This is a genomic window from Pseudomonas sp. MIS38, assembly GCF_019891575.1.
GTDB lineage: Bacteria > Pseudomonadota > Gammaproteobacteria > Pseudomonadales > Pseudomonadaceae > Aquipseudomonas > Aquipseudomonas putida_A.
This window is the reverse complement of the sequence record NZ_JAFLXF010000011.1, coordinates 183,859-198,281: the sequence shown is the minus strand read 5'-3', so window position 1 is coordinate 198,281 and position 14,423 is coordinate 183,859. Positions and strand designations below refer to the sequence as shown.

Genomic DNA, 14,423 nt, shown 5'->3' with positions numbered 1-14,423 from the left:
CCACCGGGGAGTTCCAGTTTGACGAAGAGGTTGAGGGGCTTGTCCGGACGCTCTTCTTTTTGATTGGGCTGTTTGATTTCGTAGGTGAGTTGGTAAGGACCTGTCTGCAGATGACGAGGAGCCACCCACAAGAGGGTCGGTTGCTTGAGCTCGGCTTCGTCAATGATGGGACGTCCGTCGACCTCACGGTCATTGAGCAGCAGCTTGACGGTATCTCCAACAGCCTTGGTGGCCCAGATGGGGATCACGACTTGCAGACCGTCATCGGGAAAGGTGAGCAGCGCCGCCCGATTGATCCCCCACTGGCCGGAAGGCAGGAGGCGCCCGGGGACTATCGGGTCCAGCAGTGAATGGGGGGCAGAGATTTTCATCTTGGGCTGAACGAGCATGGACGGAACTCCGTGCGAACTGTCGGGAGACAAAGGGCATGGAGTTATTCAGCGCTGAAGATGACGGCTGTGGCTACTGTCAGAAATTACAGGTAGGGAGGTATTTGCGATGAACGGTCGGGGGGCGCTGAGGTGATTGCGGGTGGGCAGGACAGCGCGGCAATCATCAGCAGCGTGCTCAATGATCATTCGTTGAAGACGGGGACGGTTTGATCTCGGCCTGAACGACAAAACCCGCCGCCCCGGTTGATCGGGGCGGCGGGTTTTGTCCTTCTGAAGAAATGGGTTGCCGGTGAGTCAGTCTTCGCGAGCAGGCTCACTCCTACAGGGATGAGCGGGGTTCGCGGGATGTCGGGTCAGTCGAGGCGTTTGAAGACGAGCGCCTTCAGGCCGCTCTCAGGATCAATATCCGGAAACTCAGGCGGATTCTCCAGCCGCTGCTCAAAGCGCAAGCTTGGCGCCTCTTGCGTCACGCCATCGATCAAAAAATCCGAACCAAATGACGGATCATTCATGCACGCCAGCACCGTGCCGTCAGCCGTGAGCAATTCCGGTAAACGACGCAATACGCGCTGGTAATCCTTGGTCAGCAGAAAGCTGCCTTTCTGGAACGATGGCGGGTCGATGATCACCAGGTCGTACGGGCCGCTGTTGATCACCTTGCCCCAGGACTTGAACAAGTCGTGACCGAGAAAACTCACCTTGCTCAGGTCATGCCCGTTTAACCGGTGATTGTCGCGACCACGGCTCAGCGCGGCGCGGGACATGTCGAGATTGACCACATGGCTGGCGCCGCCTTCGATCGCTGCCACGGAAAACCCGCAGGTGTAGGCGAACAGGTTCAGCACCCGTTTGCCCGCCGCTTGTTCACGCACCCAGTTGCGCCCGTAGCGCATGTCGAGAAAAAGCCCGGCGTTTTGCTTGCGGCCCAGGTCGACGCGGTAGTGCAAGCCGCCCTCGACGATGCTCATCTCGTCGATTTCATTGCCCAGCAGCCATTCGGCGGTGCTCTGCGGCAAATACCGATGTTGCACCAGCAAGGTGTGGGCGCCGGACTGTTGCCATTCTGCCGAGGTGCTGATGTCGAGCAACAAGTGTTTGAGCGCTTCGAGCTGCTCGGGCACAGGTTCTTTGAACAGCGAGACCAGCACCACGCCTTGCAGCCAGTCCACCGTCACTTGCTCCAGCCCCGGCCAGCAACGCCCGCGCCCATGGAACAGGCGGCGGGTTTCGCTCGGTGCCGCTGCGAGTGCAGGCAGCAGATGGGCGTGGAGGGTGGCGAGGGCTTCAGGGTTCATCAGTCACGGTCGGCAAGCAAAAGGGCCGGCATTTTAACCACAAAAGCCGCTTGGCGAACGCCCGTCGCCGAACGCTGATCAGGACTGTTAAGAAAAGACCTGTATCAAAAATGAATTTATGCAGGGCGCGCTGCTCATACCTGATAAGCAGCGGAAACAAGCCGCTAAATCGTTAATGCAATTCAGGGAGTGCCAGTTCATGAGTCCAACACCGACGGCGAGCGAGCACCTTCCTGACGGGTTGATTCTGGTGGTTGAGGACGACCCGTTGATTCTGGAGTTTCTCTGCGAAATTCTTCAGGAGGAAGGTTTCAAGGTCGAGCCGCAAACCAGCGCGGATGCCGCCAAGCTGTATCTGGAAGAGCACGCGCCGGAAGTCGCGCTGCTGCTCACCGACATCACCATGCCCGGTGAAATCAACGGAGCGGGGCTGGCCAATCTGGTCGGCGACCGCTGGCCGGACAAACCGGTGATGGTCATGTCCGGTTATGAAACCCCGGAAACTTCCGGGGTCAAGCATCCGGTGGCGTTCATCAAAAAGCCGTGGGCCATCGGCCAGTTGCTTGACTGTGTCGACAGCGCGTTCAAGTCCAAGGCCGCGCGTCTGCACTGAGCCTTTCGGGGCGAATGGCCGGGCAAAAATGCTACATTGCCCGGCCAATCTGCCCAATTCTGTCAAAGGATGCGACCTTTTGTCTGCTCACGATAACGTCTTCGACCGCGCGTTCGGCGCGTTCCTGTTCGACATGGACGGCACCGTCCTCAATTCCATCGCCGCTGCCGAGCGCGTCTGGGCCGCGTGGGCCGAGCGCCACGGGGTTGATGTCGAGCGTTTCCTGCCGACCATCCACGGTGCTCGCGCCATCGACACCATCCGCCGGCTGAACCTGCCGGGAGTGGACGCCGAGGCGCAAGCGGCGTTCATCGCGCAGGCGGAAATCGATGATGTCGAAGGGATTGTGCAGATACCTGGGGCCGCGGCGTTTCTCGAAGCCTTGCCAAGTGAGCGCTGGGCGATGGTGACGTCGGCGCCACGGGATCTTGCGTTGCGGCGGATGGCCGCGGCGGGGATTTCCGAGCCTGCGGTGATGATTACGGCGGAGGATGTGGCGGCTGGCAAGCCTGATCCGGCGGGTTATCGTCTGGCGGCAAAGCGCCTGGGGCTTGAGGTTGGTGACTGCCTGATTTTCGAAGATGCCACTGTCGGTATTCAGGCCGCTGAAGCGGCAGGTGCAGCGCTGATGATCATCACCACGACGCACCAGCATCCCCTCGAAACCCGCCACGCGACTATCGACAGTTATGAGCCGCTGAGCGTTGTCGTCGATAGCCAAGGTCAACTGCACCTGCAGAAGGCCTGACACTACAAAGTCCCCTGTGGGAGCGGGCTTGCTCGCGAATGCGGTCTTTCAGTTGCATGCGATGTCGACTGATTCAGCGCATTCGCGAGCAAGCCCGCTCCCACATTCGATCAATGTCGGGCCGTAAATGTTGCCCGCTATCCAACACTGCAGGAGCCGGTTCAGTCTGCTGGTGATGGCGTCAGTAAACCCCCGGCAACAATCGCCAGCTGCGCGCGCAATAAGCCTCGTACTCTGCACCAAACTGCCCGCGCAGCAGCGCCTCTTCCGAGTGAATACGTGCGATCAGTGGAATCAGCGTCAGCGCCGCCAGAATCAACCCGACACAGGAACGAAACGCCAGCGCCCAGCCCACGGCGTTGACCACCAACCCCAGATAGCTCGGATTGCGCAGGCGTGTGTAAATGCCGTCGGTGACCAGCCGATGCCCCGGCTGAATCGCCACCAGGCCGCTGAACCGACGGCCCAGCACAAACACCGGCCACAGCCGCAGCGTGCCACCGACGATAAACAACAGCGCGCCGAGCCAGCGCACGCCTTCAGCGCCGAAGGTCCAGAAGTCGATGCGATCGCAGTATGCCGGGAGAAAACCGCTGACCAGACCGATCACGCCGAACGCCGGAATCACCCAGCGATTGGCGCGGTCCTCGCGCTCGCCCGAGCTCATGTTTACATCGGTGAACAGCGACGCCACCACCATCAGCACCGTGGCCAGCGCCACCAGCACCAGCGCCCCATGCGAAAAGAACACCGCCGGCCCACCAATGCCCCACACCGCCAGGCCCAGGTAGGCGAGGGTGGTGAGCACCGCAACCACGGTCATTTGCGCAGACATTTTCATGGTCATCTCTTGAAAAACGGCTGATCCTTTCAGTGTAGGACGCCGCTGAACCCGTGAAGGCGTCGGGTCAGTGACCATTGATGCCGGATGTCCCGGCCCCTTCGTGAGCAAGCCCACTCCCACCCTTGATCCGGGCCAGCCCGAGAGCCTCCATCCACCGACAATCCCAAGTGGGAGCGGGCTTGCTCGCGTAGGCGTCGGATCGGTCGTGACCAGTCTTTGGTCGGCAACGCCTTCATCCGGCCAACATCGCGTCTACGCTGATCCATTCCTTCTATTTGTCCGTGTATTGCCCATCGAAGAGGTGAACCCATGAAAATCGACTTGAGTGGAAAACTGGCCATCGTCAGCGGCAGCACGGGTGGCATTGGTCTGGGCATCAGTCAGTCACTGGCCGAGGCTGGAGCCACGGTGGTGGTGATCGGGCGTGAAACGGCCAAGGTCGAGCAAGCGCTGGCGAGCATTCGCCAGCAGGTGCCGGGTGCGCAACTGCGCGGACTGACGGCCGACCTGGGCACTGCCGAAGGTGCGGAAAAACTGTTCGCCGCTGAACCGCGCGCAGACATTCTGGTGAACAACCTCGGGATCTTCGACGCCGTGGATTTCTTTGACACCCCGGACAGCGAGTGGACGCGTTTCTACGAGGTCAACGTGATTTCCGGCGTGCGCCTGTCGCGGCATTACGTGCCGGCGATGGTCGAGCAGGGCTGGGGGCGGGTGATTTTCCTGTCTTCGGAATCCGGTGTGGCGACCCCGGCCGACATGCTTAATTACGGCGTGACCAAAAGCGCCAACCTTGCGGTGTCCCATGGCCTGGCCAAGCGTCTGGCGGGCACCGGTGTGACGGTCAATGCGATCCTGCCGGGGCCGACGTTTACCGGTGGCGTGGAACACATGCTCAAGGATGCTGCCGCCGAGTCCGGCCGTAATCTGCGTGAAGAGGCTGATGCGTTTGTGCGCAGAGCGCGGCCGACGTCGATCATCCAGCGGGTGGCCGATGTTGCCGAGGTGGCGCATCTGGTCACGTACATCGCTTCGCCGTTTTCCTCCGCCACCACTGGCGCGGCCTTGCGCGTCGATGGCGGTGTAGTCGACAGTATGGCGATCTGAACCGCGAAGACTCTGGAGAAGCGTTTATTTATGGCAACTGCAACAGCAACCATCGACATCCCGGCTTCGGCCGATCAGGTCTGGCAATTGATCGGCGGCTTCAACACGCTGCCGGACTGGCTGCCGTTGATTCACAAGAGTGAGCTGAGCGAAGGCGGACGCGTGCGCACCCTGCAAACCGCCGACGGCGCGGTGGTGATCGAGCGTCTGCAAGCGTTCGACAACGCTGCCAGGACCTACAGCTACTCGATCGAACAGGCACCGTTCCCGGCGACTGACTATCTGGCGACGATCAAGGTTGAAGCTCAGGGGCAGGGCGCCCGGGTAACGTGGTCGGGACGCTTCAACGCCAAGGGCGTGAGCGAAGAGGAAGTGGTGGCGCTGTTCACCGGCATCTATCAGGGTGGCCTTGAGGCGCTGCGGGCGAACTATCCGGCCTGATTGAACGCCACAAAAACCCTTGTAGGAGTGAGCCTGCTCGCGATAGCGGTCGATCATTCAACAATTATGTTGGCTGACCCACCGATATCGCGAGCAGGCTCACTCCTACAATGCAGCGCGGTGATTCTCAGGACTGCGAGATCAAACTCTGTCGACAATCCAGCACCAGCTGCGCACCCCCCAGCTCACTGCTGCCCACCTCAAGATTGAAGCCATGCAGGCTGACAATCGCTGCCACAATCGACAGACCCAAACCAAAGCCGCTCTGCGGTTGTCCACCCTCGGCACGATAGAAACGCTGGAACACCGCCTCACGCTCGGCTTCAGGAATCCCCGGTCCGGAGTCGTGGACTTCAATCCGCGTATGCCCACCGTCATTCACACCACGCAAAATCACCGTGCCGCCTGCCGGAGTGAACTTGATCGAGTTGCTCAACAGATTGGCCAGCGCCTCGAACAACAACGCCCGGTCGCCATTGAGCGGTGGCAGGGTTTCCGGCATGTTCAGTACGAACAGCAGTTCGCCTTCCTCGGCCAGTGGCAGATAAAACTCATGCAGTTCTTCGAGCAATTGCACCGGATCGAGCTCGACAAAACCTGAGCGGCGCTGACGATCTTCCAATTCGGAAATCCGCAGCAATCCGCGAAACCGCGCCATCAGCGTGTCCGCCTCGGCCAGCACCAGGTCCAGTTGCGCCGCCTCCTGTGAGCCTTCACCCGCCTGCTGTTGCATGCGATACAACTGCGCGCGCAAACGCGTCAGCGGCGTGCGCAAATCGTGGGCGATGTTGTCGCACACGCCTTTGACTTCATGCATCAGCCGTTCGATGCGATCGAGCATGGCGTTGACGATGGCGGCGAGCATGTCCAGTTCATCGCGGCGGTTGGACAGCGGCAAACGGTGGGTCAGGTCGCCAGCGACAATCGCCTGGGCGCTGTCCTGAATCGCGCGGATGCGGCGCATTGGTCGGCGGCGCAGCAAATGCCAACCGGCAATCCCCGGCAGAATCGTCAGTGATACCCCCCAGAACAATGCATGCAGAATGATCCGCGTCACGGCGAACAACGAACCGTTGTCGCGCAGCAACACCAGCCAGCGACCGTCGCGGGTCTGAGTCGCCACCGCGTCGCAGCTGTCGGCGGGCAGGGTCGGGTCATCGGAATCGGCGCAGTCATCCAGGGTGTGGATCTTGCCGTCCAGCGGCAGGCCTTCGGGCAGTTGCTGCAAGGCACCGCCGAGGTAAACGCCCTGGGCGTCGAACAGGCCATAGGCGTCGATGCCGCGTATATCAAAGGTCATGCTGGCGGCGAGCGCTTCTTCCAGCTGCTCACCGCGAAAGTGCGAAAACAGATGCTGACGTTGCATCAGCGAATGCTTGGCGAGGTTATCGAGATAGCTGGAGACCTCGAAATACATGACCCCCATGAGGATCGCGCTCCAGGCCACGAACAGCGAACTGTACAGCGCCAGCAGTCGACTGCTAGAGGAGCGCCAGCCGTCAGACGGGTTCGGCAATGACATAACCCGAGCCCCGTACCGTGCGAATCAGCGGAACATTGCCCGCCGCGTCGATCTTCTTGCGCAGACGACCGATGTGTACGTCGATCAGATTGGTGCCCGGGTCGAAGTGATAACCCCAGACTTCTTCGAAAATCATCATCCGCGACAGGATCTGCCCGCTGTTGCGCATGAGGAATTCCAGCAGCTTGTATTCGGTGGGCAGCAGCGTCAGCACCTGCCCGGCGCGGCGTGCTTCGTGGCTGATCAAATCCAGTTCGAGGTCGGCGACCTGCAACGTGGTGGCCTGGGTGGCAACGCTGTTCTGGCGGCGCAGCAGCACTTCCACGCGTGCGGCCATCTCGTCGGTGGCGAACGGTTTGGTCAGGTAATCATCGCCGCCGGCGCGCAAGCCGCGCACGCGCTCATCGACATCGGAGAGGGCGCTGATCATCAGAATCGGCGTGGCCACGCCCATGGTGCGCAGAGTGGTGACGATCGCCAGGCCATCGAGTTCCGGCAGCATGCGGTCGAGGGTGATCAGGTCGTAGTTGCCGCTGACGGCGCGGTCGAGGCCTTCGCGGCCATTGTCGACCCAATCCACTTGCAGGCCGTGGCTGCTCAGTTCGGCAACGATTTCACGGGCAGTCACGGCGTCGTCTTCGATGGTCAAAATACGCGTCATAGGGCAGGCCTTGATCGGTTCAAACGGAATGGCAGCATTTTGCCAAGTATTTTGCGTCGCGCTTTAAATTAACTTTCATGTATAGCCTGTCACAAACGTCAATTCGGGGCGCTTCGCGGCGTTGGCGTCAATGCATAAAACCCGCTGCTTTCCGTCCATTGTTGCAAATTGCAATGAATGTAGAAGTTCAGTCTTTTTAAATCGTTGAAATTGAAAGATTTATTTCGTGCTCTCGACTGGCACGGTCGCTGCAATTCATCTCGTGACGAGTTGTAACACCATTTTTCATGCCTGGAGCACTACAACAATGAATAGATCCTCTGATGGGTTTTATCCTGCCTTCGAAGGAGAGTCGAGCAACGTGTCAGGCGTGTCCTGGGGCGCGATTTTCGCGGGCGCAGCGGCGGCCGCAGCACTGTCGATGATTTTAGTGCTGCTTGGCTTCGGTTTGGGATTCTCTGCCGTTTCACCTTGGGCCGGGGAGGGCATCAGCGCCAAGGGTCTGGGGATTTCGACGATTGTCTGGCTGGCGGCGACGCAAATCATCGCCTCCGGTCTGGGTGGCTACATCGCCGGTCGGCTGCGGGTGAAGTGGGCCAACATGCACGGGGATGAAGTGTATTTTCGTGATACTGCCCATGGCTTCCTCGCCTGGTGTGTGGCCACGCTGGTCACCGCAGTATTGGTAGTCGGCTCGGTCAGCAGTGTGATCAGTGGCGGTGTGCAGGCCGGTGCCAGTGTCGCCGGTGGCGCAGCGGCTGCCGCGACTCAGGCTGCCGGTAGCGCAGCGGCCAACACCGACAGCAATCAGTACGGTTACTACATCGACAATCTGTTCCGCGATGACCGTCCAGCGTCGGTCAGTGATGATGCCGCCCATGGCGCCGTAGCGCGGATCTTCGCCCAGAGCCTGGCCAACGGCCAACTCAGTCCGGAAGACCGTACCTACCTCGCGCAACTGGTCGCACAACGAACCAATCTGAGTCAGGCCGACGCCGAGAAGCGTGTCGATGAAGTGTATGCCCGCACTCAGAAGGCCATCGCCGACGCCAAAGTCAAAGCCCAACAGGCTGCCGACACCGCTGCGAAAGTTGCTGCCTGGACCTCGCTGTGGATGTTCATCGCGTTGCTGGCCGGTGCGTTCTTCGCCAGTCTCGCAGCCACCTTCGGCGGTCGTCGCCGGGATGCGGTCGAGTACGTTGAAGTCGAGACCTACGCCACCACGACCACTCTGCCTCCAGTCCGTTAACAAGGAGAATCACCATGCGCTCTCTATTACTGTTTTTCCTCGGTGTGCCAATCCCGATCATCATCCTGATCGCCCTGTTCGTACACTGATTCCAATGCTCCATTGAGGCCCATGCCTCGGCCGCTTTCACTTCACGGTGAAAGCGGCTTTTTGCTTTCTGGCGTGCACCATTCGTCTTCTTCAACCGAATCGTTGAACAATCCGACCGCTTTCACTGGCCTGGATCAATATTCGCGTTTGTAACTTCCCCTAACGTAAATGTTCCAGGCCTTCGCTGAGGTTTGAACTACAGTGCTTCACGCGCACTTTGCTGCGCTGACGAAGTACCCGCGAGCCCGCCTGTAATCGAACAATTAAACGGGCCGCACGGTGTAGAGCAGCAAGGAGCTGACGCAATACCTTCCCCCCTGAACCTTTTCACGGATGAACTTCGTAATGCACTGCCTAGAACGCACTTTCGATATCCAGCCCCTGACCCAGGCGGATATGACCGTCCACATCAATGGTCAACCGGTGACGGCGGCCATTGGCGAAACCGTCCTGAGCGTTATCCAGTCCCTTGGCGTGCGCCAGGTCGCACGCAACGATCACAACCAGATCAGCGGCGCCTACTGCGGCATGGGCGTGTGCCAGTGCTGTCTGGTGAAAATCAACGGCCGCCACAAGCGCCGTGCCTGCCAGACCGTGGTGCGCGACGGCATGCAGATCGAAACCCAGGTCAACCGCATCAACGAGCAGGAGGTCGTATGAGCCTGCAACCGGTGATCGTCGGCGGTGGTCCGGCGGGGATGGCGGCGGCCATCGAGCTGGCGCGTCATGGGGTGCGCTGCACCTTGCTCGAAGAGGCCTCGCGTCTTGGTGGCGTGGTCTATCGCGGGCCGCTGCGCGACGGCGTGCAACTGGATTATCTGGGGCCGCGCTATTCCGAAGCCCTGAGCAAACTGCACGGTGATTTCCAGGAACAGTCCGGGTTGATCGACGTGCGCCTCAATCATCGCGTGGTCGGCGCCGAAGGCACCCGCGCGCTGGTGGTGCTCGACGGCGACGAGCAGCTGCACGAGATCGAGTATCCGCAATTGCTGCTGGCCGCCGGCTGCCACGAACGCAGCGTGCCGTTTCCCGGCTGGACCCTGCCGGGGGTGATCATGCTCGGCGGCCTGCAACTGCAAATCAAAAGTGGCGTGGTCAAGCCGCAGGGGCCGGTGGTCATCGCCGGTACCGGGCCGTTGCTGCCATTGGTGGCAACGCAGCTGCACGCGTCCGGCGTCAAGGTCGCGGGCGTGTACGAAGCCTGCGCCTTCGGCAAGATCGCCCGCGAAAGCCTGGCGTTGCTGAACAAGCCGCAGCTGTTCCTCGACGGTTTGAGCATGCTTGCTTACCTTAAACTGCACGGCATCCCGATGAACTACGGCTGGGGCGTGGTCGAAGCCCACGGCGACGGCGAGCTGAAAAGCGTCACCGTGGCACCTTACTCGGCCACCTGGGAGCCGGACCTGACGCGCATCGAGCGCTTCGAAGCGCAGACCCTGGCGGTCGGTTACGGCTTCATTCCGCGCACCCAGCTCAGTCAGCAGATGGGCCTCGATCACGGTTTCAGCGACGACGGTTACCTGCGCGCCAATTCGAACAACTGGCAGCAAAGCAACGAGCCGCACGTGCATCTGGCCGGTGACATGGGCGGGATTCGCGGCGGTGAAGCGGCGATGCTTGCCGGCAAGATCGCCGCGACCTCGATCCTCCTGCAACGCGGGGTGATCGAAGAAGAGCTGGCGCGGGTTCGCCGCGATCGTTATCTGGGCAAGCTCAAATCCATCGTGCGCTTCCGCGCGGCTGTTGATCGCTACACCGAACGCGGTGTCGGCCAGACCGCTTTGCCGGCCGCCGACACCGTGATCTGCCGCTGTGAACACGCCACCCGCGCGGACATCGATCTGGCGCTGGAGCAGGGCGTGCAAGACATCGCCAGCCTGAAAATGCGCACCCGCGTCAGCATGGGCGATTGTCAGGGGCGGATGTGTGTCGGCTACTGCAGCGACCGCTTGCGTCAGGCCACCGGGCGCAAGGACGTCGGCTGGCTGCGTCCGCGCTTCCCGATTGATCCGATCCCTTTTTCCGCGTTCCAGTCCGTCGGCACGGAGGCCGCATCCCATGAGTAAGTTCTATGACGTGATCATTGCCGGCGGCGGCGTGATCGGGGCGTCCTGCGCCTATCAATTGTCCAAGCGCCAGGGCCTCAAGGTGGCGGTGATCGACGCCAAGCGCCCGGGCAACGCGACCCGCGCTTCGGCCGGAGGCTTGTGGGCCATCGGCGAGTCGGTGGGGCTGGGCTGCGGGGTGATTTTCTTCCGCATGATGTCGGCCAACCGCAAGCGCGAAACCCAGGGCGCGGCGGTCGCGGTGGACGCTAGCACGCCGCACATCCTGCCGGAGTCGTTCTTCGATTTCGCCTTGCAGTCCAACGCGCTGTACCCGGCGTTGCACCGCGAGCTTAAAGACAAGCACGGGATGGATTTCAAGTTTGAAAAGACCGGGCTGAAGTTCGTCATCTATGACGACGAAGACCGCCTCTACGCCGAGCACATCGTCAGTTGCATTCCGCATCTGGCCGATCAGGTACGCTGGCTCGATCAGGCGGCGCTGCGTGAAGCGGAACCGAGCGTCAGCCATGAGGCCCGTGGCGCGCTGGAGTTTCTTTGCGATCACCAGGTCAGCCCGTTCCGTCTCGCCGACGCCTACATGGAAGGCGCGCGGCAGAATGGCGTCGACATCTTCGTCAACACCAACGTCACCGGTGTGTTGCACCACGGCAGCCGCGTGACTGGCGTGCAGACGGCCGAGGAGGGCGTGTTCCACTGCAAGACCCTGATCAACGCCGCTGGTGCCTGGGCGGCGGACTTGAGTGAGTGGGCGACGGGGATTCGTATCCCGGTGAAACCGGTCAAGGGCCAGATTCTGCTGACCGAGCGCATGCCGAAGATCCTCAACGGCTGCCTGACCACCAGCGACTGCTATGTGGCGCAGAAGGACAACGGCGAGATCCTGATCGGCAGCACCACCGAAGACAAAGGCTTCGACGTCACCACCACCTACCCGGAAATCGCCGGACTGGTGCAGGGCGCGGTGCGGTGCCTGCCGGAACTCAAGGACGTCAATCTAAAGCGCACCTGGGCCGGATTGCGTCCGGGCTCGCCGGATGAGCTGCCGATCCTCGGGCCGATGCGTGGGGTGGAGGGTTACCTGAATGCCTGCGGACACTTCCGCACCGGTATTCTGACCTCAGCGATCACCGGCGTGCTGCTGGACAAACTGGTCAATCAGGAAGCGCTGCCGCTGGATATCACACCGTTCCTGGCGGATCGGTTTGAGACTGCACCGGTCAAGCAAGAGCGTGAATTGGAAATGGCCTGAGCCCATCCACAATCCCTGTAGGAGTGAGCCTGCTCGCGATGGCGGTGTGTCAGTAACAGAGATGGCTACTGATAGATTGCAATCGCGAGCAGGCTCACTCCTACAATTGGAATTGTGGTGAATTCAGACCTTGCGCGCTTCTTCTTCCAGTTGATCCGACTCGAACAACCGCGCCAGTTCCGCTCGGGCTTCCTGGGCGGTTTGCAGGACTTTGGCCGCGTCGTCGTAGACCGCGTGCTGGGCTTCCAGCACCTGTTCGTCATGGTGTTTGAAACGCTTGATCCGCGCATCGGCCTGGGCCTGGGTCAGACCGAGGCCGACCAGGGTGCGGCGGCTCATTTCCAGACTGGAGTAATAGGTCTCGCGAATCGCTTCGGCACCGACATCGACCAGGCGGTGCACGTGCTGACGGTTGCGTGCGCGAGCGATGATCTTCATGTGCGGATACAGCTTGCGCACGATCTCGGCGGTCTTGATGTTGGTCTCCGGATCATCCGTGGCAATCACGAAATACTCCGCCTCGCCAACCTTCGCCGCATTGAGGATTTCCGGGCGCATCGGGTCGCCGTAGAACACCGGCACGCCGCCAAAACTGCGCGACAGTTCTATGGTTTCCACCGAGGTGTCCAGCGCCACGAACTTGATGTTCTGCGCCCGCAGAATCCGCGCCACGATCTGGCCCATCCGGCCCATGCCGGCAATCACCACGCGCGGTGCCTCGGTGTCGATTTCGCGGAATTTCTCCGGCACCTCCACTGGCTGCACTTTCGGGCTGACCAATCGTGCACAGATCAACAGCAGCAACGGCGTCAAGGCCATCGAAAGAGTGATGGTCAGCACCAGCAAGTCATACAGGCGCGGTTCGAACAGGCCCTGATCGCGCCCGATCTTGAACACCACAAAGGCAAATTCACCGCCGGCGGCGAGCACGATACCCAAGCGAATCGCACTGACCTTGGTCAGCCCACCGGCCAGACGCCCGACCACAAACAGCAGCGGCAACTTCAAGCCGATCAGCAGCAGCGTCAGGCCCAGCACGGTGATCGGCGCACTCAGTAGCAGACTCAGGTTGGCGCCCATGCCGACGCTGATGAAAAACAGCCCGAGCAGCAGGCCTTTGAACGGCTCGATCTGCGCTTCCAGTTCATGGCGATACTCCGAGTCCGCCAGCAGCAGGCCGGCGAGGAAAGCCCCGAGCGCCATCGACACGCCGACCAGATCCATCAGCCACGCCGTGCCGATCACCACCAGCAATGCGGTGGCGGTAGACACCTCCGGCAGACCGGTTTTTGCCACCACGCGAAACACCGGACGCAACAGATAACGCCCGCCGACCACCACCACGGCGATCCCGCCGAGTACTTGCAAACCGTGGTTCAGGCTTTCCGCGTTGCTGCTGGCGTGGGCGCTGCCGGCGAGCATCGGCACCAGCGCGATCAACGGGATCGCGGCGATGTCCTGAAACAGCAGAATCGCAAACGCCAGTCGCCCGTGGGGGCTGGTCAGCTCCTTGCGCTCGGCCAGGCTTTGCAGGCCGAATGCGGTGGACGACAGCGCCAGGCCAAGACCGAGCACAATCGCACTGTTCAGTGGCTGACCGAACACGTACAACGCCAGCACGCCGATCACCGCCGCCGTCAGCAGCACCTGCGCCAGACCCACGCCGAACACCGACTTGCGCATCACCCACAAGCGACGGGGTGACAGCTCAAGGCCGATGATGAACAACAGCAACACCACGCCCAGTTCCGAGATATGCGCAACGCTCTGCGGATTGCCGATCAGGCCGAGCACCGACGGGCCGATGATCACCCCCGCCAACAGATAACCGAGCACCGCGCCCAGTTGCAGACGCTTGGCCAGTGGCACGGTGAGCACGGCTGCGAAGAGAAACACGACAGCGGCTTGTAACAGGTTGCCTTCATGGGGCATGGGTTGACTCCTGACAGCGGTACGGCGGGGGGTGACAAGGATAAGGGCTGCGCCGCTCGTCAATCCACCACAAAACCCTGTGGGAGCGGGCTTGCTCGCGAAAGCGCTGGTTCAGTCGATGTTGATGGCGACTGTGACACCGCATTCGCGAGCAAGCCCGCTCCCACAAGGGCGATATCATCAAATCTGTAATAAATTGCATCATTTGGTT

Annotated in this window: 14 protein-coding genes; 8 read left to right on the top strand and 6 right to left on the bottom strand. The window is 61.1% G+C overall.

Annotated features, from left to right (window positions below):
- Together J1G18_RS15030 and J1G18_RS15025 are read right to left on the bottom strand one after the other, a co-directional pair.
- On the bottom strand, positions 1-389 hold a 389-nt coding region (locus J1G18_RS15030; RefSeq protein ID WP_223007991.1), incomplete at its 3' end, for a hypothetical protein.
- 356 nt (positions 390-745) lie between these two features.
- Complete coding sequence (locus J1G18_RS15025; protein WP_223007990.1) at positions 746-1,687, bottom strand: class I SAM-dependent methyltransferase; 942 nt, start codon at positions 1,685-1,687, stop codon at positions 746-748.
- Positions 1,688-1,886: 199 nt separating this feature from the next.
- Here J1G18_RS15025 and J1G18_RS15020 point away from each other — a divergent pair, with 199 nt between their 5' ends.
- On the top strand, positions 1,887-2,300 hold the full coding sequence (locus J1G18_RS15020) for a response regulator (protein ID WP_098968195.1): 414 nt from the start codon (positions 1,887-1,889) through the stop codon (positions 2,298-2,300).
- Positions 2,301-2,379: 79 nt separating this feature from the next.
- Positions 2,380-3,048: an HAD-IA family hydrolase gene (locus tag J1G18_RS15015; RefSeq protein ID WP_210557728.1), complete on the top strand. Its 669-nt coding sequence runs from the start codon at positions 2,380-2,382 to the stop codon at positions 3,046-3,048.
- 181 nt (positions 3,049-3,229) lie between these two features.
- On the opposite strand, the gene J1G18_RS15010 is transcribed toward J1G18_RS15015, so the two are convergent.
- Positions 3,230-3,889, bottom strand: a complete 660-nt coding sequence (locus tag J1G18_RS15010) for a methyltransferase family protein (protein ID WP_223007989.1) — start codon at positions 3,887-3,889, stop codon at positions 3,230-3,232.
- Between the two features lie 312 nt (positions 3,890-4,201).
- Between J1G18_RS15010 and J1G18_RS15005 the strand changes: the two genes are divergently transcribed.
- Entirely contained in the window at positions 4,202-4,999 is a 798-nt protein-coding gene (locus J1G18_RS15005; RefSeq protein ID WP_027613242.1) for an SDR family NAD(P)-dependent oxidoreductase, read from the top strand.
- A gap of 30 nt (positions 5,000-5,029) precedes the next feature.
- Complete coding sequence (locus J1G18_RS15000; protein ID WP_223007988.1) at positions 5,030-5,440, top strand: SRPBCC family protein; 411 nt, start codon at positions 5,030-5,032, stop codon at positions 5,438-5,440.
- Between the two features lie 127 nt (positions 5,441-5,567).
- Here the strand turns inward: J1G18_RS15000 and J1G18_RS14995 are convergent, their stop codons facing one another.
- Both J1G18_RS14995 and J1G18_RS14990 read right to left on the bottom strand, forming a co-directional pair.
- Positions 5,568-6,962 carry a sensor histidine kinase gene (locus J1G18_RS14995; protein WP_027613240.1) on the bottom strand — a complete coding sequence of 465 codons (1,395 nt, stop codon included), beginning with the start codon at positions 6,960-6,962 and terminating at the stop codon, positions 5,568-5,570.
- Complete coding sequence (locus J1G18_RS14990) at positions 6,940-7,623, bottom strand: response regulator transcription factor (RefSeq protein ID WP_027613239.1); 684 nt, start codon at positions 7,621-7,623, stop codon at positions 6,940-6,942. The genes J1G18_RS14995 and J1G18_RS14990 overlap by 23 nt, the downstream gene beginning before the upstream one ends.
- A 307-nt stretch (positions 7,624-7,930) precedes the next feature.
- Between J1G18_RS14990 and J1G18_RS14985 the strand changes: the two genes are divergently transcribed.
- The 4 genes from J1G18_RS14985 (at position 7,931) to hcnC (ending at position 12,280) form a co-directional block, all read left to right on the top strand.
- Complete coding sequence (locus J1G18_RS14985; RefSeq protein ID WP_027613238.1) at positions 7,931-8,872, top strand: hypothetical protein; 942 nt, start codon at positions 7,931-7,933, stop codon at positions 8,870-8,872.
- Positions 8,873-9,307: 435 nt separating this feature from the next.
- Positions 9,308-9,622, top strand: coding sequence for a cyanide-forming glycine dehydrogenase subunit HcnA (gene hcnA / locus J1G18_RS14980; RefSeq protein ID WP_047602019.1), 315 nt, complete (start codon positions 9,308-9,310; stop codon positions 9,620-9,622).
- Entirely contained in the window at positions 9,619-11,028 is a 1,410-nt protein-coding gene (gene hcnB / locus J1G18_RS14975) for a cyanide-forming glycine dehydrogenase subunit HcnB (RefSeq protein WP_115990141.1), read from the top strand. Before hcnA ends, hcnB begins: the two co-directional genes overlap by 4 nt.
- A complete protein-coding gene (gene hcnC, locus J1G18_RS14970) occupies positions 11,021-12,280 on the top strand; it encodes a cyanide-forming glycine dehydrogenase subunit HcnC (RefSeq protein WP_223007987.1) in 1,260 nt (419 codons plus the stop codon). The genes hcnB and hcnC overlap by 8 nt, the downstream gene beginning before the upstream one ends.
- Before the next feature lie 123 nt (positions 12,281-12,403).
- Here hcnC and J1G18_RS14965 read toward each other — a convergent pair whose 3' ends face one another.
- The gene (locus J1G18_RS14965) at positions 12,404-14,212 is read right to left on the bottom strand and encodes a monovalent cation:proton antiporter-2 (CPA2) family protein (RefSeq protein WP_096795893.1); all 1,809 of its coding nucleotides are present in this window, start codon (positions 14,210-14,212) and stop codon (positions 12,404-12,406) included.
- Between the last annotated feature and the right edge of the window lie 211 nt (positions 14,213-14,423).